Source organism: Labrys sp. WJW (assembly GCF_001676615.1).
Classification (GTDB): Bacteria; Pseudomonadota; Alphaproteobacteria; order Rhizobiales; family Labraceae; genus Labrys; species Labrys sedimenti.
In genome coordinates, this window is record NZ_LYXZ01000027.1 from 95769 (window position 1) to 114532 (window position 18764).

An 18764-nucleotide genomic window follows, 5' to 3' on the forward strand; every position below is an offset into this window, starting at 1 on the left:
TGCTTCACCCGACTACTTCGTCAATCCAGCCAAGCAGCCGTTCGTGATCGAGCGGCTGCGTGGTATCGACATCGAAGATCGGGCCGCGCCGCAACGGCTCCGCCCGCCTGGCAAGCGCATCGAGCTCGGGCAGGAAGGCTTCGCCCGGATGCCCCGCATGGCGCATATTGAGCCGCTGGCGATAGCGTTCGACGAGGACTTCCGGCGGTGCATGGCACCATACTTCCGCCGTGCTGCCGACCCCTGCGCGAACAAGATGGACCTCCAGCACATCGCGTGGCTGAAAGCCGAACCAGGCATCGACGATGAAGATCATGCCATCGGGAGCGTCCCTCACGATCGACCATATCGCCTGGTAGCTCGCTCGTCCCAACTTGCGATTGAATTCGCGATTCCCAACGCCGAGATGGTCAAAAAAAGGCTCTTTGACACTATCTAGCGCAAGGATTGGCCATCTGCGTGCGTCGGCAAGAATGCGGGCGACGCTACTCTTGCCGGTAGCCGGCACGCCATTGACAAGGATAGCCTTCTTCATGGCGAAACCAGATCATCCTTCATTCCAGCCAACGCTGCACCAATGACACCGGCGTCATCGCCCAAAACGGCAGGCCTGACCGGGCATTGATACCATGGCGACAGGGCCGGGGCCCATTCCAATGCCGCGCAAGCCGTTGCGCCCAACCCGCCGCCGAGCAAGAAGAGTTCGGGATCCACGCTGGCGACAATGCTGTCGATCGCAGCCCTGAGCGGCACCGCCCAGGCCTTGACCACCCTTGTTGCCCTTGCGTCTCCGCTGCGTGCGAGAGCAAGAATCTCGTCCGCGCTCGTTCCAACCGCAAGTCCGGCGGCGGCGATATGGCGGCCGAGAGCCGTGCCGGAACTGGTGGTCTCGACGCAACCGATCCGGCCACAATTGCAGACGGCGCCGCCGAGATCGACCGTCACATGGCCAAGTTGGCCGGCGCTGCGCTGCCCCCGCATCACGGCCCCGTCCAGCACCACCGCACCGCCAATACCGGTGCCAATCGTCAGCATTGCCACGTGGCGACAGTCGCGGGCGGCGCCCGCCGCAATCTCGCCGACAAGCGCCATGTTGCAATCATTGTCGATGAAGACGCTTTTGCCGGTCTCGTGCCCGATCGCTTCGGCAAGTTGTATGGCAGACAGGTCGACATATCCGCCCGAGAGCACCTGATTGCGGCGAGCATCGACCCGCCCAGGGACGCCGATGCCAACCGCTGCAATGCCGGGCCTGTCGAGGGCCTTGATCAGGGCAATGAGGCGGGACGTCAGCGCCGCCGGATCTCGCAATGTCCTTTCAACGAGGCGCTCCAGGATCCGCCCGGATGCATCGATGCAAGCAGCCCGCACATTGGTCCCGCCAATATCGATGCCGATCGCCAAAGGGGGCTTATACATGACAAACTGGCTCGTCAGGCCGCTTGCGCGGCTTTGCCGGCGTGGCGAGCGACCACAGCCTGAATTTCGCGCAGGCGCGGGACCGCAATCGTCGAGAGGCGGTTGGCCGTTTCGTTGCGATCGAGCGAGATGCAGTCCTTCCACAGGGCACGACCGGCAATGACCCCCGAAGCTCCGTTTCTCATGGCCGTCTCGACTTGACCAAGGAAGGTCGAATGATCGACACCCGCCGACAAGACTGCCCACGGTACCGCCCCGGCGAGACGAGTAACGCCAGCACAAGCTTCCGCCGTGCCCGGATAGGGCAGCTTCAAGACCTTCGAGCCGCAGTCCAGACAGATCCTGGTTCCCTCCAGAACCAGTTCCGGCACTTTGGCGACATAGTCCTCGCGACTTTCACCCGGCAGTTCATAGGTCAGGAATTCAACCACCAACAGGAGATCTTCACGGGCGAAGTCCTCGATGCAACGGCGCAGAATGTCGATGTTATGGATATTGGCCTCGGGCCGATCCGCACGAAGATACACCATGATCTTGCCGCCCGTGCCCCCCATCGCGCGCACATGGCGGGCATCGATCCCCGGAACCAGGCGCGACAAGCGATAGCCTTCCGGCGTCTTGTCGAACCCGGACGCATCGAGGCCGATCAGAAGGGCCACATCGCGGGCAAGTACGCCGTCATCCACCACCTTGGGCACGGCACAGATCGGATCGAGCAGCACGCAGGAGGCCGCACTCGCCAGATACTGGACGATGTCGGACTTGGTTTCGCCAAGCGTCGCGTCACTGATCTTGGCCTGTTCGACCGGGTCGCTCGCCAGCAAAGAGCGCATACCGCCACGCTGGTCGCATGCAATAACCATCATCATCCCATTGGGGGCGCAGATCTGCTGATAACCGCGAAGCTCCGACGTCGTCATCCTGGTCATGAGACCCTCTCCTAATATCTATGCCCACGGCCGAGCGCCGGACATGTTTGACCATGCCCTTACGCTTGCAACGACGTAGAGGCCTGCGGCTCTGATCGATTTGCGTTGAACAAGACGCAAATATGCTGCACGGCTCGTGTCCTGTCTGAAAGAACGCGATGCCTCTTGTTTCACAAAGCAACATGTAACATATTTCTGAAAGGAATTGCAACCTGTCTGAGAATGCTTCCATGGATGGGTCGGCCACGCGTAAGACACTGCATCTGGTGGCGCGCCTGCACTATGAATCGGATCTCTCTCAAGTCGAGATCGCACGGCGCCTGCAACTCTCGACCGCCACCATCTCCCGCTTGCTTCGGAGAGCGCGGGAGGAAGGGATCGTGCGCATCGAGATTCGCGACTTTGTTGCGCCAGATGAGATCAGGCGCGACTTGATAAACGCTCTCGGCCTAAAGCAGGCCGCCGTGGTGGATACCGTTGAAATTGGCTTGCTGGATTCACTTGCCCAGCCGGTCGGTACACTTCTCAAGGAAGCGGGGCTGAAGGATGGCTCCGTTCTCGCCATCGGCTGGGGCCGAGCCGTGCGCGGCGTGATCCGCGCCGGCCTGCCGCGTATTCCCGGTGTGATCACGGTGCCCGCAACGGGCGGCATCCAGCAAGCGGCACCACATTTCCAGATCAACGAGTTCGTGCGCCAGGCGGCCGAACAGCTGGGTGGCGAACCAAAATTCATCTTTGCGCCCTATTTGCCGGCCCCTCAGTATCGCGATGCCTTTGTAAGCGATCCTGCCGTCCACGAACTCATTTCCCTTTGGGACCATATCGACGTTGCGCTGGTGGGGGTTGGACTGCCGCATACCGTCGACCCCATCCATGCCGGCACCGTTACGTCTAGCGAACGGGCCCTCACCCATGTCGCGGGGGATGTCATCCGGCATTATTTCGACGAAGACGGCACCATATTGCCATGGGATGGCAACAACAGCCTGATCGCCGTTTCGCCGGCTCAAATGCGGGCTGTGCCACTCGTCATCGGCGTGGCCGTATCACCGGCGAAGGCGAAGGCAATCATCGGCGCGGTCAGAGCAAAACTGATCAATGCAGTCGTAACAGATGTGGCCACCGCCGAAGCCATCCTTGGCGAACTGCAAGCCTGAAGGCGACGAAACCCTTCGAACCGTGAAGGATGCCATTGCAGCGGAAGATCGGATTCTTTTTTCTTGACGATGGGTCAGAGCCATCGGCTCCGCTTCTCCCACCGCCAGGTCCAGGGAACGCGGGGGTCGATTTCCGGTCCTATTCCTATATGGAGACGGAAATCGGTTGCGGGGGCCCCACAGCCATGGCTTACGCCACAGCGTCCGGAACCGCGATCATCCTAGCCGCGATTGCTTCCGAAACTGACGCGGCGTAATGCCAGCCATCCGTCGGAAGGCCCGGCTGAAGTGCGCTGGATCCGTATAGCCGGAAGAAAACGAAACATCGATGATCTTGGCTTCAGTATCGCGCAAAAGTTTACTGGCGTTCTCATATCTGACGGTGTCGAGTATATCCGAATAGGCAAGGCCCAGATGCGAGAGCTTACGTTGAAAGGTCCGCGCGCTGACGCCGGCCATCTCCGCAACGGCAGCGAGGCCCGGAATTTCCTCGTCGAGATAGGCCGGCAACATCAATTTGAGGAGCTCGACGATATCATAGGCAGAAGGACCGTCCTCATGATCGTCCGGCGGAAGACCCAATTCGCCCGGACGACCGGGAAGACTGAGATAGGAGATCGGCACGCTGACCCAGGCGGCATACTGGCCTGACAGGAAGCGCACGTTTGGCCAGAATGCACGTGTCGCCGGCCGCGGCGTGTAGCACGCTTCAAAGGCGATGGTTGCCGGCATCCAGTCAGGCCCGGCGAATTGCCGGACGATATGTATGGCGAAGATATTCTGGATCCACTGCGCGTGCTCCAGATGCAGGAATCCATTCGTCCTGGCGAGCCTGCTGCAAATCCGCACGTGATCGTCATCGTACTCGATCCACATGCTCAGAACCGTATCCTCTCGCGGCGCCCATCTGCAGGCGTGCCGCAGCGCCATGAGCAGCGTGGGGGATTGAGCGATCAGGGTCCGGGTTTTTCCCCTCATGTGGGAGTAACTGATCCGTTGCGCGGCCAGAAAGCCGAGATCTTCGATACCTTGGCTTCTTTGGGCGGTGTCCGCGAAACGGAGTGTCGGGAGCAATGGAATATAGAGATCGCTCTTGTCTTCCAGAGACGACGGCAGCCGGAATTTTTCCAGAAGCGAACTGGTCGGTGCACCAATATCGTCAAGAATTCCGATGAAGGGCAGAAGAAACTGGCAGCGCGTCAAAGGTATGTTCGCCATCGGATCTCGCCAAAATGGTAGATTGATACTTCTTACTAGACAGAATTTCGCGAGATTCGTCATCGGCTCGAATGAAGAATATCCCCCAAGAAGCCAAGCGCGTTTCGACGCGTCTTTGCAATTCCTGGCGCGTGCGCCCGATCGCAAGAGGCTTTGGCGATTGGCGTGAAATGGCAAGACCGGCGATCGGCCGATGTCCGAAATAGCCTGAACAAGGTCCATCTGTCGGTCCGAAACGATCGGCCGGACGCTGGTGTCGGCTTGCGCGGGCAATCCGCCTCTCGGAACGTCGGCCATGCTGTCCTTCGTGCGGCGGTCCCTGCTCGCGGGAGCGTGCCGGCGACGGTGAAATGCCAAGGGAAAACAGTGCGCAGTCTCGCCATCGGGTTGATTTCGGCATCATTGCTAACGCCGGCTTGGGCTTCCGATTTCTCCCAGCCTCCCCCGCCGCACCAGCCCCTCGTCGCGTCGGGCCCAAGCTTCTTCATCACGAGCTATATCTGGGCGACCGCAATCAACGGAAAGAGCGCGACCTTCCCGCCGCTTCCCGCCGCTGCCATCAACTTGAGCGTCCGCGACGTGCTCAAAGAACTCAACGGCGCGATGATGGCCTCCCTGGAGATGCGTGTCGGCCGCTGGAGCTTCCTGGTCGACGGGCAATTTTCCCAGGTCAGCTCCGCGAGCACACTGCCAGGCCCCTTCTTTTCCTCGGTGAAGCTGCGCTCCCAGAGTTTGACGGTTCAGGGCTCCATCCTTCATCGTGTCTATGAGGGCCCCACCTTTTCGCTGGATGTGGGCGGCGGCGTGCGGTTCTGGAACCTGAACAACAGACTGGAGGTCCTGCCGGGCCTGGCCAATCTTCGCATCGATCATCGCGATTCCAAGATGTGGGCGGATCCCATCGCCGGCGCACGGCTCGGGATCAAGCTCGGCGGCCCATGGAGCCTGACGGTGGCCGGTGATATCGGCGGCTTCGATATCGGCTCAAAGTTCACCTGGCAGGCCTTGGGCAGCGTCAACTACGCCTGGAGCGAAAGCTTGACGTTGAGAGCGGGCTACCGCGCGCTCCATGTCGACTATCGCAGGGGCGACTTTTCGTACGACGTGACGCAGCATGGTCCGGTCATGGCAGCAACATATCGATTTTGACTATTCAGTCTATTATTCCAGCGATGTTGAAGGGAATGGGAATGTCCATGATGGAGACTGCGGTTCGGGCCGCAAATGTTTCCGCGCTTGCGCTGCTTGCACTCAGCGGGCAGGCACTCGCGCAACCGAGCGAGGGCCTGCCCGACGTCACCGATCCACATTTCAAGATCGCACCGGGCTATCTGGAGAAATCCGACCTGCCGGACAGCCTGGTCCTTCTGGGGCCGCCACCCGAGAAGGATTCGGCGGCGCTGGCCAGGGACGAAGAGGCGCGCAAAGCGACGGTCCGGCTGCGTGGCACCGCCCGCTGGGAGCTCGCCTATACCGACGCCGATCTCACCTTCCCGCAGGCCGCCGACAATTTTTCCTGCGCAATGGGTATCAAGATCGATGAAAAGCAAACCCCGCGGCTCTATGCGATGATGCGCAAGGTGCTGTCCGATCTCGGACTGTCCACCTATGGCATGAAGAACAAGTACAATCGGGTTCGCCCCTTCGTCGTCCACGACGAGGCGACATGCAGGGCGGATCAGGAAGCCATTCTACGGACGGACGGTTCCTATCCGTCAGGCCATACCGCGGCCGGCTGGGGCTGGGCCCTTATCTTCGCCCAGATCAATCCCGACCGTTCCAACGAGTTGTTCAAGCGCGGCATCGCCTTCGGGCAGAGCCGCGTGATCTGCAACGCGCATTGGCAGAGCGATGTCGATGCCGGACGCATCATGGGCGCGGCCACCGTTGCACGCCTGCAGACCAATCCAGCCTTCCTTGCCGACCTCGAGGCGGCCAAAGCGGAAGTGGAGGCGGCGAAGGCCAGGCACGCCGCTCCTACAACCGACTGTGCAGCCGAGGCTACCGCCTTGTCCGAACAATAGGGCAGTTCCGGCCGGGTGAGCCCCTTCTGCGCGCCCGTCCGACGCAGAGAGAACATGGGCACGCAAGAATAGCGTGCTCAAGCAAGCGGAAGACCAATCGTATAATGGCCTCGGCGAGGCAGGCCGATGATCCGATACTGTCATTGCGGGACAATTCGAGAGCTTGGCGGCTTGCCCCCAGCTAGCCTGGTCGTGACTTCATGTCGCCGCTGCAACAAAATCAGCCTGCGTCTCCCTTGAGGCTCAGTTCAAGGGATTTGCTTCCGGAACCTTCCACGTCCCGCTGACAATGGATTGCTCCGGACGATAGAGCCGTGTGGTGTAGTTCCAACCCTCGACGATCGGCAGGCAGTTGGGGATCTTGCCGTCACAGCCGCCGAACTGGATCGTCACCGAGCCATCCGCATTCTTCTTGGCGGTGATGCTGTTGATCGAATAGGCGTTGTAGGCGTTTTTCTCGAAGAAGCCCTTTGGGTTGTAAACGCTGACAGACCAGAAATCCTTTACCGGCACATGCGCCGGCACGTTGAGGGTGTGCACTGTCTGGCCATCGTTTTTCGCGGGCGTGAAGCTCACATAGATGGCGTCCCTGTCCGGAATACCGCCCCATCCGGCGGCTGTGCCGATCAAGTGCTGGATCGGATCGACCTGGCCACGGGCTCCAAAGGCGCCCCGGAAAGACGTCTGATGTTTCGCCAAGGCGAGCAGCGCATTACGGATATCCGTGAGACTGGCTTCGTCCCAGTTTGGAAGGTCGAGCCTGCCTGTCTCCTTCTGGCTGACCTTGATCGCATCCTGGAGCCTGTGGACCTCGTCGAGATCCTTCGGGTCGTTGGGATCGACCAATGTCCGGACGGCTACGAAGGCATATCGGGTACCAACCGACTTCTGCGTCAGTGTCACCGGCTTCGTGCCGTAGGCAACGATCGGCAGGTAGTGATCCTGGTCAACGACCATCATCGACATATAGCGCTTGCCAGCGTCGGGCTGCGAGAGCGTTACCGGGCCGCCGGCGAGATCAAATACCGCAAACGAATAGAGCGTATCCCGGTTCATGCGAATGACGGTTTGATTGTCGATCGACGCGGGCTCTCGGGAGTGTTGAAACTTGCCCAGTCTGCCTATGACCTTTGCATTCATCGCGAGGTAGTGGTCGGTTTCAGCACGCAGGAAATTGTCGACGGTGACCGGCATTGCGCTGCCTGGCACCTGGGCGAATGCTCCACCGGTCAGTGCGATTGAAGCAAATGCGAGACCGATCCCAACCAAGCGGAACATAGGCATACCTCTCCATTCAAGGCCGCGCGGAGTAGCGACGTGGGGCGATTCCACAATGTGCGGCACGGGACAACTCAAGCACTGTCCAACCCATCGCGATCTGATCGGCAGACGAACTTGTTCGGACCTTTTCGAGCAAAGGCAGACCCTCAGTCTTGCCATTTCGCGCCAACTGCCCATCCGGCGACCAGTCCCGGGCCGTGCTATCTCGATTCGACGGGAGAAATATTGCAGCGATATTTCAGCCGCTCGGCGGCTCGCAACTCTATCCGAATCGAGGCATCCCCGCTGCAACTAGGAAAGTATCCAGAATGCAAAAACCGCCCAGGTGATCAGACCTGGACGGTAAGTGACTTACGATCAAACTGGTTGCGTATGCCCATATGACCGAGAGAGACATACGGGGCCATCTCGACCCGCCAGCTGCGCTGGCCAGCCAATGCCGGCTCGCACCAAATCCATCAATGCCTCATTCGCAAATCGAGAAAGCCGCCGCATGAGACGGGCCGCTCCTGGCGACGGTCGGACACCTCCCTTCCCGTTTCACGGCGAATTCAACATAGTGTGGCAATAACTTAGTGGACACAGGCGGCAATGCTATTCGAACGAAACAAACCCTTACACAATACTCGTTATCTGGAACATGTATTGATTTGTAGAAACTTGAGAGGGGCTTTGACGGTTTTGGCAAGGCCATGCCAAATTTCAGCATCGAAGAACAGACTATCTCCTGATTTCAATCTATGATTATCCGAGCCGTGGCGATATATCATTTCACCCTCCAGCATGAAGATTAAAACATAACCCTTCCCTTGAGATGACGGACTGGAATAGTCCTCATCGTAAATCACCATCAAAGAAGGTGTGGCTTGAAGAAAATCTTTATAAGAATCAACGGAACCTAGATCTAAGTTGTAGACGCCCTTCTGTACAGGGAACACACCTGATCCTATCACGTCGGCATGCCTGACAAAGATGATCTTACGACGCCTCTCCGTCCTTTTTATCAACGTAGACAATGAAACGCCAAGAATTCTTGCCAAGGACTGTATGATCGTCAGGGATGCGGTGATGGTGCCTCGTTCAATCTTCGACAGGGTGCCGCCGGAAATTTGAGCCGCACGTGCAAGATCGACAGCGGAGATTCCTTCGCGTTCCCGGCAGACCCGTAACTCTCGACCGATCGCGACCGGAAGGCGTTCCTTCTTTATCCTTACCGACAACCTAGCTCTCCCACAGGCCAAATTGTTCAATGACGTTGTTTTGGCTTGAGCCGTGCATGCGCTCCAACGGGAAGGAGGCGCCGGCTCGAACGCGGACGTAGCCACGCCGGCCGGCTCCCCATCGATGACGCCCGCTTATGTCCTTGCGCAATAATCGACACGAGCGCACGACGTTTGCACTGCCGCTGGAGCAGGATGCCTGCGCGGCCCTTTCAGGCAAGCCCACCGAGGAAAGCCGCACCGGTGATCGCAATAAGGGCTCCGGCCGAACGGACGAAGAGTTCTCCGCGGCCGTTTTGCGATCTGCCGACGGCAAGGCCGGCTCCCACGCCAATGGCATGCAGCATGGCGGTTCCGAGCATGAAGCCCACGCCATAGGTGAAGCCGCCGATATTCTCAGGCATCTCGGCGCCATGCGCATAGCCATGGAAGACCGCAAAAAAGCCGACGAGTCCCATGGCGACAGGCACTGCCGCACGCAGCCGAAAGGCAACGGCAGCACCCAGCACGAGGACGGAAAGGCCGATGCCCAGTTCGACAAACGGCAACGTTATGCCGGCCAGTCCCAATACTCCGCCGAATGCCATGACGGCCACAAAGCTCAAGGGAACGAGCCAGATCGCCCGCCCGCCCAGTTGAGCGGCAAACAATCCGACGGCGACCATGGCGAGGATATGGTCCGGTCCACTGACAGGGTGCAGGAAACCATGCGCGAGGCCGCTGGTATCGCCGATGCCCGTATGGGCGTTGGCAGCGGCTGTCATGGCGCCGACAAGGATCGCAGCAAGCAATGGAACGATGCAGCGGGATTTCATGGGCTATCTCCTTTCGAAATCAGTCAGCGGCCCCTGAGGCTTCATTTTCTCCGGGGCATGGGGGAATGGCCGAACGCAGCCTGGCAACACAGTGAGAACAGCCGGTCGGAGGTTTTCCGAGCTGCGATCGCATCTGCGGCAAGACAGCGGATGCCCCAACCGGCCGCGTTGGGGAGGGCGCTCACACCAAGAATCGAACGGCCCTCGACATGCGAACGCTGAAGCTCGGCTAGGGATGGAAGACGGGAAGGAGGACCGAGGACGAGGTAGCTCGCCATGACCTGCCAGCGTCCCATCGGCGAAGTCCGTTCGCACAGTGCCTCGCCGGTGAGCTGGAAACAGTCACGGACGACCAGCCTTCCGCTCGAATTGCGGATCACCACATCCGAACTGAGCCGGTCGAAGCGACGCCCTTCCGCCCGAGGATCATGCGTGGTGAATGCATCGCAAAGGAACACGACCGCGTCATCCGCCAGCTTCGCCTCAAGGCTGGCTGCAAAAGACGCACCTGGAAAGAGCACCAGCGGATCGGGCGCATAGGCCAGAAAAGCGCCGGCCTCGACCTGGATGACAGCCCCCTGATGAGCGGGCCTGCCCTGGCAGTCATGAACGATCGTGGCGGCTTGGGTGGTTATGTGAGCGGCAGCACCCGCCCCGACTTGAAATCGGCATGAGAGCCGTTCCCCCCGATAGAGACCTCCGGACGACGATTGCTGATAGAGCGTGAGCAGGGAGGGAATGGCGGGATCCAGCCGGAAGGGCCGCGTCAAATGAAACGGGTAGGAGACGAACTGGCGTGCGAGCGTCGTTCTCGCGCCGTGCCGGATGAAGTCCAATTCGAAACGGCCCCGATGCTCGGCCAGGAGGTGCACGGCCGGATCGCCATGCAGCGATGGTGGCTGCCAATGCTGCGTCATCGGAACAACACATCGGCCAGGATGCGGTCCACGATTGCGCCGATGCCCTCGGCCTTGCGGCAATTGGTCAGCACCAGCGGACGCCCCCGGCGGGCAGCGCCGGCCTCGCCCGTCATGCGATCGAGATCGACGCCGACATAGGGCGCCAGATCGGCCTTGTTGATCACCAGCAGATCGCATTTGAGCACGCCGGGGCCGTTCTTGCGGGGAATGTCGTCCCCTCCGGCGACATCGATGACGAACATCCACCAATCGACGAGATCCAGCGAGAAGGTGGAGGCGAGATTGTCGCCGCCGCTCTCGATCAGGATCAGTTCGGCATCGGGAAAGCGCAGCTCCAACTCGTCGGCAGCGGCGATGTTGAGGGTAGGATCCTCTCGAATGACCGTGTGGGGACAGGCGCCAGCCTCGACTGCCGCAATCCTCGCCGGATCGATCAGGCCGGAACGCCGCAGCCGCTCGGCGTCCTCCGCCGTCACCAGATCGTTGGTGACGACCGCCAGCGAGACGCCCCGTGCCGCGAAAGCCGGGATCAATTGCTCGATCAGCGCCGTCTTGCCCGACCCCACTGGTCCACCGATGCCGACACGGGCCGCGCCCACGCGGGATGGTGCCCGCTCGGTCAATTCACGCATTGTGTCCACGACATCACCTCAACATGTAGCGCTGCGCCAACGGCAGCTCGTGGGCTGGCTCACATGTGGCAAGCTCACCATCGACGAAGACATCGAAGGTCTGGGGATCGACGCGGATGTGGGGACAGGCGTCGTTGTGCAGCATGTCCTTCTTGGACAAGGTCCGCGATCCGCGGGAGGGCAATAACGGCTTCTTCAGGTCGAGCGTGTCGGCCAATCCGCGATCGATGGCGGCCGGATTGACGAAACAAGCAGAGAGCGCCTGCCTGGCCCGCCCGAACGCTCCCCATTGCGGGCGCAACAGGAGGGGTTCGCAAGTCATCAGCGAGGCCGCGCTGTCCCCCATCGCACCCCAGGCGATGAAGCCGCCCTTGATGACCAGCTCCGGCTTGATGCCGAAGAAGGCCGGCCGCCAGACCACGATGTCGGCGATCTTGCCGTCCTCGAGCGAACCGACATGATCGGCGATCCCGAAAGTGCGGGCGGCGTTGATGGTGTATTTCGCGACATAGCGCTTGATCCGCTCATTGTCGCCGAGACGTGTCTTCTCCTCCGGCAGGCGCCCCCGCTGCTTCTTCATCTTGTCGGCGAGTTGCCAGGTCCGGCAGATGACTTCGTTGATGCGGCCCATGCCCTGGCTGTCCGACCCCAGCATCGAGATCGCGCCGATATCGTGCAGGACATCTTCGGCGGCGATGGTCTGCGCCCGGATGCGGCTTTCGGCGAAAGCCACGTCCTCGGGTATGGAGGGGTTGAGGTGATGGCACACCATCGTCATGTCGAGATGTTCGTCGAAGGTGTTCACCGTATAGGGATTGGTAGGATTGGTGGAAGACGGCAGGCACCACGGCACGCCGGCAACGCGGATGACGTCGGGCGCATGACCACCTCCCGCGCCCTCGGTGTGGTACATGTGGATGGTGCGTTCCTTGATGGCCGCCAGCGTATCTTCCAGGAAACCGGACTCGTTCAGCGTGTCGGTGTGAATCTGGACTGGAAAGTCCATATCGTCGGCAACCGACAGGCAGGTGTCGATGGAAGCGGGCATCGTGCCCCAGTCCTCGTGCAATTTGAGGCCGAGGCAGCCCGTTTCGATCTGTTCGACCAGCGAGGCTGGCTTGTGCGAGTTGCCTCGCCCGAGAAAACCGAAATTGATCGGCCATTGTTCGGCCGCCTGCAGCATCTTGCCGACATTGAAGGCGCCGCCGCAATCGATGCCGACGGTGATGGGTCCGAGCGAACCGCCCAGCATGGTGGTGATGCCGGAGGCGATCGCGTGCTCGCAAAGCTGGGCGCTGTCGAAATGGACGTGGACGTCCAGGGCTCCGGCGGTGGCGATGAGCCCCTCGCAATCCCGCACGGTCGTCGCCGCCGAGACGATCAGGCGAGGATCGACATTGTCCATGACTGCCGGATTGCCGGCCTTGCCGATGCCGACGATACGCCCTTCCTTGATGCCGAGATCGCCCTTGACGATCCCAAGCACGGCATCGATCACGGTGACGTTGCACAAGAGAAAGTCCAGCGCCCCCTCGGCGCTGGTCACACCGGCGGCCAGGCCTGCGCCATCGCGCAGTGTCTTTCCACCGCCATGAAGACACTCGTCGCCATAGGTGGCGTAGTCCTTCTCGACCACCGCGATGAGCGAGGTGTCGCCGAGCCGGAAGCCGTCACCCGTGGTTGGTCCATACATCGCGGCATAGTCGCGGCGGGAGAGGAAGGCCATCTGTCGTCTCCTTCTCAAGCGCCGCGAAAGCCAGCGGCGCGAGCACGCTCGAGTGCCGCTGCCTTGGCGTTGGGATCCCGGGCCAAGCCGTCCGACAACGCGTTCAGCCCCGAAAGCATCTGCTGTCCCCCGAAAGTGGTGAGCTCCACTTCCCTTTCCTGTCCGGGCTCAAAGCGCACCGCCGTGCCGGCCGCGATGTCGAGGCGCATGCCAAAGGCGGCGGCGCGATCGAACTCCAGAGCCCGGTTGACCTCGAAGAAATGGTAGTGGGAGCCGATCTGTACGGGACGGTCGCCGGTATTGATCACCCGGAGCGCCCGCTTCTCCCTGCCGGCATTGAGCTCGATCTCGCCTTCCTCGCTGACGATTTCTCCCGGCTCGAAACCGTCGAGAGGGCCGTCGGGTGCGGGACGCAGGGGGTCGTGAACCGTGACCAGCTTGGTGCCGTCCTTGAATGTTGCCTCCACCTGCAACATGGGAAGCATGGCGGCGACACCGGGCATGACGTCGTCCTGCGTAAGAATTTGCGATCCCAGCGCCATCATTTCCGCCACCGAGCGCCCCTCGCGCGCGCCTTCGAGGATCTCGTCGGAAATCAAGGCCACGGCTTCGGGATAATTGAGCCTCAGGCCCTTCGCGCGTCTTTTGCGGGCCAGCTCGGCTGCGGTGAAGATGGTAAGGCGTTCCAATTCAGTGGGCGTCAGCAGCATGAATGTGCTTCCCTCTTTGATCGGGCTAGTTGGAAAACAACCGCTGGCCGCCGCCGCGATGAAAAGAGACGGCGATTTCAGTCAACGGATTGAACGAGCGGATCGGTTCGTCGTCTGCTATCGGCTCCCGACAAATTCCGGCGATGACCGGCAGGGCCGTGGTGAGGATGGCCTGCGCTTCGATGGCGCCGATCAGGCCCAGCCTGATCGCTGCGGTGGCGAGCGATGCGGCGGCCTGGTAGCCGCTGATCGAGGCGGCCGCGGTTTCGTCGAGCCCGACCGCCCGCCAGAGCAGGCCTTGCATGACGGCCAGATGCCCGCAGGCGGAGCCCTCACGCACCAATGCCCGGTACTGCGACGCTTGCGGCGTACCGATGCGGGCATGGGTCGTCAGCAGTGCCATGCCGTTCCGGCGCGAACCGGCCCTGAGCCCGTCCACGAAGGTCGACGCTTCGACCTCAAGGTCCAGTTCCGCCACTCCTGCCAGTTCGCTTCCACAGCGGTGGGCCCTGATCAGGGCAACGCGATCGGCCTCGGCCCAGCGCTGGCCGAGCTGCGTGAGAATGAAATCGGCCAGGTCCCAGCCACCCAGCGTGTCCTTCAGGAGCGCGGACGCTTCCAGCCCCTGGGAGAACGCGAAGCCTCCGGATGGAAACTGGCTGTCGGCATGCTGCAGGGCCACGAGCAGAGGGCTCGGATCGAGCGTGCTCATTGGTGCTCTTCGGCCGCGAGAACGGCTCCACTCCTGACCAGCGGGTCTATGCGCGCGATATAGTCGGCGACCGGGCCATCCAGCGACACCAGCAGGTCCCTGCCCTCGAAACGCACGCGCCAATGCAGATTGCCGGCATGGTAGCCCAGCTCCAGCGCTTCTTCGGTCCCGCGCGGCGAAAGCCGGAGCCAGCGCTGCTCCCCGGCTTTGACGACGATGGCTCGCCTGGCTTCCATGAGCAGCACCGCCCCGTCGAACAGCTTCTGGTCGCGCGGAAGTGTGATGGCGAGTTCCTCGCCACGTTCGGTCCGGGCGAGCAAGCGGCGACGATCAAGGTCCCCGACGGCGATCTTGACCACTTCCAGATCACCGTGATGTTCGAGATGATGAAGATGCTCGTGCAGTCCGGGATCCGTGCTGGCGCCGACAAGGCTTTCGATGCGAAGCATGCTGGGTTCCTCCCATTGTTCGGTTGCGGCGTCCGCCGTTGCGACGCGCTACAGGCTCATGTGCCGATGGACGAGTTCGTGAGTGAGTTCGCTGCTTGGGCCGGCCGCCGCGACACGCCCTTTCTCAAGGATGGCGAAGCGATGTGCCGCCGTTCGAGCGAAGCGGATCTTCTGTTCGACCAGGATGATCGTGAGGCCGTGATCGCGGTTGAGCGCGATGATCGCCCTTTCGATGTCTTCCACGATGTTGGGCTGGATGCCCTCGGTGGGCTCATCCAGGATGAGGAGGCTTGGATCGGTGGCGAGAGCGCGGGCGATGGCCAATTGCTGCTGCTGGCCGCCCGAGAGGTTTGTTCCACGCCGCCCAAGATGGTCCTTCAGGAATGGAAAGAGGCTCCAGACAAGCGGTGGCACGTCGGTCTTGCGATCGGCGCGTGCATTGCAGCCAAGCAGGATGTTGTCGAGCACGCTCATGCCTGGAACGATTTCCCGCCCCTGGGGCACATAGCCGATGCCGCGCCGGGCGCGATCATGGGTCAGGGCCCTGCCGATCTCATGGCCCTGGAACTCGATGCTCCCCGTGGTGCGCACCCCAATGCCCAGAAGACTGCGCAGCAATGTGGTCTTGCCCACGCCATTGCGGCCGAGGACGCAGAATGTCTCGCCCTTGCGTATCTCCAGGTCGAGGTCGTGGATGATGTGGCTGGTGCCATAGAAGGCATTGACATGGCTGATCTTAAGCATGGCTGAGCGTCGCAGAACCGAGATAGGCTTCGATGACGGCGGGGTTCTTCTCGATGTCATCCGCCGTTCCCTCCGCCAGGACCGAACCTTGGTGGAGAACGGTTATGGTGCGGCAGATCCTGCGCACGAACGCCATGTCATGCTCGATGACGAGCACGGTGTGTTCGCCGGCCAGTGCCAGCAGGAGCTCGGCCGTCTTGTCGGTTTCGGCGGCGGTCATTCCGGCGGCTGGTTCGTCGAGAAGAATGACCTTGGGATCCTGGCTGAGGACCATGGCCAGCTCCAGCCATTGCAACTGGCCGTGAGACAATTCCCCGGCCTTGCGCTTTATGAAGGAAGACAGCCCCGTCCGTTCGGCGACCGCCAATTCCCGGTCGCTCGGCCCCCGCGAGAAGCGCCGGAACAGATTGTCGCGAACCTTGACGTACCGGTTGCTTGCGATCTGCAAATTCTCGAGCACCGTCATCTCCTTGAAGACGGCGGGTGTCTGGAATTTCCGGCCGACACCGCTGCGTGCAATCGCCGCCTCGCCGATGCCGGTGATGTTGCGGTCGCGCAGCCAGATTTCGCCTTCCGACGGGAGCACCTTGCCGCACAGCAGGTCGAGCAGCGTCGATTTGCCGGCACCGTTCGCACCGATGATGACCCTCAGTTCACCATCCTCGATGGACAGGTCGACATTGCTCACGGCCGGAAAGTCATCGAAGCGGACGGTGAGCTGGCGGGTCGTCAGAATGGGCGGGGTCGCGGCCTGCGGTCGCGCAGCCTGTATCCTGGTCACGGCGTTCATGGGTAAGCCTCCCGTCGCGAGGAATTGTCACGCGGGGTGCGTTCGAACCACGCCTTGATGAGGCCCACGAGGCCATTGGGCATCACCAGCACCACGAAAACGAACAACCCGCCCAGGATGATCGGCCAGACCGGCTGGAGCACGGCATTTTCGCTGGCATAGGAGCCGACGAAATTCACCAGCAGCGCACCGATGCAGGCCCCCAGCAGGGAGGCTCGCCCGCCCGTCGCGGCCCAGATCACCATGGAGATGCTGAAGGATGTCGCCATCAGGGAGGGCGAGGCGAACTCCGCCGTCAGGGTAAACAACATGCCTGCCAGCCCTGCTATGGTGGCCGAGAGGCAGAACACGAACAATTTGTAGCTCTCGACGTCATAGCCCAGATAGCGGGCCCGGGCCTCGTCCTCGCGGATCGCCTTGAGAACCTGTCCGATGCGGGCCGAAAGAAGCAGGCGAAGTCCGAGCACGACGAGGAACAGAATGCCGGCAACGGCGTAATAGACACTGGGCCCGTAAGGGTCGAATTCAAAACCGGCAATCGTCAGCGGGGCAAAGCTGGCAAGGCCGTTGAAGCCGCCGGTCAAGGGCTGATTGTTGATCACGAGCAGTTGCCCGATCAGCGCGAACGCCAGGGTGATGATGCTGACATAGACACCCGTCGTGCGCCGCTTGAACATGACATAGCCAAGTCCCGCGGCCAGGGCGCAGGGCACCAGCAATCCCGCCACCATGCCGATCGCGATCCATCTGAAAGGAATCCACAGGAAGGAACCCGGGGTCACGCAGCAAAGATCGCGCACGGCATCCGGCTGCATGTTGAGCAGCATCAGATCCGGCACGGGGTTGTTTTCCGGCACCGCCAGCGTGAGCGACATGGCAAGCATATAGGCGCCCATTCCAAAGAACAGGCCCTGGCCGAGGCTAAGTATTCCCGTATAGCCCCAGGCCAGACTTATCCCGACGGCACAGATTGCATAGACGAGATATGTCGCAACCCGATTGGTCCAGAAGCTGTTGAGGAAGAACGGGAGGGCGAACACCACCGCAAAGAACACTATGTAGGCGGCAATGGAAGTGCTTCGATATGTCATACGCTCATCCATGGTCTTTGGGAGTGTCAGCGGCTCTTGGTCACGAACAGGCCTTGCGGCTTGAACAGCAGGATGAGGATGACCACGGCAAACAGAACAGTGCGGCCATACACATCATTGAGCCAGGTGGCGACGAAGCTCTGAACCTCGCCGAGTATTCCGGCCGCGGCGAAGGTACCCAGCAACTGGCCCACGCCTCCGGCGACCACCACGAGGAAGGCGTCGACGACATAGGACGTTCCCATGTCCGGCGACACCGTCTTGAACCCGGAGACGAGAACGCCTGCTACACCCGCAAGGCCGCAGCCATAGGCGAAGGCGAGGGCATTGACCTTCTTGTCGTTGACGCCGCAGGCGGCAGCCGTGTTCCTGGCTACCGATACGGCTCTTAGCTGGCTACCAAATCGCGTGCGGTAAAGGAGCCACCAGGTCGCGGCCCCAAGCAGGACGGCAACCCCGAAGACAAAGGCCCGATAGACGGGGATATTGGCTCCCAGCAGATGCCAAGTCTGCTGCAGCTCGACCGGTACCGGGACATTTTGCAGGTCCGCTCCGAGCCCATCGATCTTGATGCCGAACAGTGCCAACCCGAAATGGATGCGGACGAGTTGCTGAAGAATGAGGGCGATGCCCCAGGTCGCCAGCAGAGTATCAAGCAGACGTCCGTAGAGGCGGCTGACGACCGAACGTTCGATCACCAGGCCGAAGATCGCCGTGACGAGGAACGCCAAGGGCAGGCACAGATAGATATTCAAGCCCAGATGACGGGTCGCCAATACGGTGACGTAGGCACCGATCATCACCATTTCGCCATGGGCGAGATTGATGACTTTCATGGTTCCGTAAATGATCGCAAGACCGAGCGCGACCATGAACAGGATCGACCCAATACTCAGCCCGATGACGAAGGTTTCCATCTCAAACCCG

20 protein-coding genes are annotated in these 18764 nt (G+C 61.1%); 3 read left to right on the forward strand and 17 right to left on the reverse strand.

All coding sequences use genetic code 11. The annotated features are described in order from the left end of the window. Window positions 1–4: 4 nt before the first annotated feature. From BA190_RS37225 to BA190_RS17800, 3 genes are read right to left on the reverse strand one after another with little or no spacing between them, the layout of a single operon-like run. Window positions 5–535, reverse strand: coding sequence for an AAA family ATPase (locus tag BA190_RS37225; protein ID WP_371260337.1), 531 nt, complete (start codon window positions 533–535; stop codon window positions 5–7). Further along, window positions 532–1419 carry an ROK family protein gene (locus BA190_RS37230; protein ID WP_371260338.1) on the reverse strand — a complete coding sequence of 296 codons (888 nt, stop codon included), beginning with the start codon at window positions 1417–1419 and terminating at the stop codon, window positions 532–534. The genes BA190_RS37225 and BA190_RS37230 overlap by 4 nt, the downstream gene beginning before the upstream one ends. Before the next feature lie 14 nt (window positions 1420–1433). Next, window positions 1434–2348 (reverse strand): tagatose-bisphosphate aldolase, encoded by a 915-nt coding sequence (locus tag BA190_RS17800; RefSeq protein ID WP_068290256.1) that lies wholly within the window; start codon window positions 2346–2348, stop codon window positions 1434–1436. Between the two features lie 230 nt (window positions 2349–2578). Here BA190_RS17800 and BA190_RS17805 point away from each other — a divergent pair, with 230 nt between their 5' ends. Then, the gene (locus BA190_RS17805) at window positions 2579–3505 is read left to right on the forward strand and encodes a sugar-binding transcriptional regulator (RefSeq protein ID WP_068290258.1); all 927 of its coding nucleotides are present in this window, start codon (window positions 2579–2581) and stop codon (window positions 3503–3505) included. Between the two features lie 216 nt (window positions 3506–3721). On the opposite strand, the gene BA190_RS17810 is transcribed toward BA190_RS17805, so the two are convergent. Continuing rightward, entirely contained in the window at window positions 3722–5020 is a 1299-nt protein-coding gene (locus tag BA190_RS17810) for an AraC family transcriptional regulator (protein ID WP_245314798.1), read from the reverse strand. A gap of 69 nt (window positions 5021–5089) precedes the next feature. Here BA190_RS17810 and BA190_RS17815 point away from each other — a divergent pair, with 69 nt between their 5' ends. Then, window positions 5090–5872 (forward strand): hypothetical protein, encoded by a 783-nt coding sequence (locus BA190_RS17815; protein ID WP_082979832.1) that lies wholly within the window; start codon window positions 5090–5092, stop codon window positions 5870–5872. A 47-nt stretch (window positions 5873–5919) separates the two neighbouring features. Further along, on the forward strand, window positions 5920–6747 hold the full coding sequence (locus BA190_RS17820) for a phosphatase PAP2 family protein (protein ID WP_156771572.1): 828 nt from the start codon (window positions 5920–5922) through the stop codon (window positions 6745–6747). A gap of 243 nt (window positions 6748–6990) precedes the next feature. Here the strand turns inward: BA190_RS17820 and BA190_RS17825 are convergent, their stop codons facing one another. The 13 genes from BA190_RS17825 to urtB form a co-directional block, all read right to left on the reverse strand. Further along, window positions 6991–8025, reverse strand: a complete 1035-nt coding sequence (locus tag BA190_RS17825) for a DUF1254 domain-containing protein (RefSeq protein WP_068290262.1) — start codon at window positions 8023–8025, stop codon at window positions 6991–6993. A gap of 632 nt (window positions 8026–8657) precedes the next feature. After that, a complete protein-coding gene (locus BA190_RS35365; RefSeq protein WP_156771573.1) occupies window positions 8658–9248 on the reverse strand; it encodes a helix-turn-helix domain-containing protein in 591 nt (196 codons plus the stop codon). Between the two features lie 212 nt (window positions 9249–9460). Continuing rightward, a complete protein-coding gene (locus BA190_RS17830) occupies window positions 9461–10063 on the reverse strand; it encodes a HupE/UreJ family protein (protein ID WP_068290263.1) in 603 nt (200 codons plus the stop codon). 41 nt (window positions 10064–10104) lie between these two features. Next, entirely contained in the window at window positions 10105–10980 is an 876-nt protein-coding gene (locus BA190_RS17835) for an urease accessory protein UreD (protein ID WP_068290265.1), read from the reverse strand. Further along, window positions 10977–11615 (reverse strand): urease accessory protein UreG, encoded by a 639-nt coding sequence (gene ureG / locus BA190_RS17840; protein WP_068290267.1) that lies wholly within the window; start codon window positions 11613–11615, stop codon window positions 10977–10979. The genes BA190_RS17835 and ureG overlap by 4 nt, the downstream gene beginning before the upstream one ends. Window positions 11616–11628: 13 nt before the next feature. Then, window positions 11629–13341, reverse strand: coding sequence for an urease subunit alpha (gene ureC, locus BA190_RS17845; RefSeq protein ID WP_068290269.1), 1713 nt, complete (start codon window positions 13339–13341; stop codon window positions 11629–11631). Between the two features lie 14 nt (window positions 13342–13355). Continuing rightward, window positions 13356–14051, reverse strand: coding sequence for an urease subunit gamma (locus tag BA190_RS17850; protein ID WP_068290271.1), 696 nt, complete (start codon window positions 14049–14051; stop codon window positions 13356–13358). Window positions 14052–14076: 25 nt separating this feature from the next. Then, window positions 14077–14763 (reverse strand): urease accessory protein UreF, encoded by a 687-nt coding sequence (locus tag BA190_RS17855; protein ID WP_068290275.1) that lies wholly within the window; start codon window positions 14761–14763, stop codon window positions 14077–14079. Then, entirely contained in the window at window positions 14760–15212 is a 453-nt protein-coding gene (gene ureE / locus BA190_RS17860; RefSeq protein ID WP_068290277.1) for an urease accessory protein UreE, read from the reverse strand. Before ureE ends, BA190_RS17855 begins: the two co-directional genes overlap by 4 nt. A gap of 48 nt (window positions 15213–15260) precedes the next feature. Next, window positions 15261–15956, reverse strand: coding sequence for an urea ABC transporter ATP-binding subunit UrtE (gene urtE, locus BA190_RS17865; RefSeq protein WP_068290279.1), 696 nt, complete (start codon window positions 15954–15956; stop codon window positions 15261–15263). Then, a complete protein-coding gene (gene urtD / locus BA190_RS17870; protein ID WP_068290282.1) occupies window positions 15949–16746 on the reverse strand; it encodes an urea ABC transporter ATP-binding protein UrtD in 798 nt (265 codons plus the stop codon). The genes urtE and urtD overlap by 8 nt, the downstream gene beginning before the upstream one ends. Beyond that, window positions 16743–17837, reverse strand: a complete 1095-nt coding sequence (gene urtC / locus BA190_RS17875; RefSeq protein WP_068290283.1) for an urea ABC transporter permease subunit UrtC — start codon at window positions 17835–17837, stop codon at window positions 16743–16745. Before urtC ends, urtD begins: the two co-directional genes overlap by 4 nt. A gap of 26 nt (window positions 17838–17863) precedes the next feature. Further along, window positions 17864–18754, reverse strand: a complete 891-nt coding sequence (gene urtB / locus BA190_RS17880) for an urea ABC transporter permease subunit UrtB (protein WP_068290284.1) — start codon at window positions 18752–18754, stop codon at window positions 17864–17866. Window positions 18755–18764 lie beyond the last annotated feature (10 nt).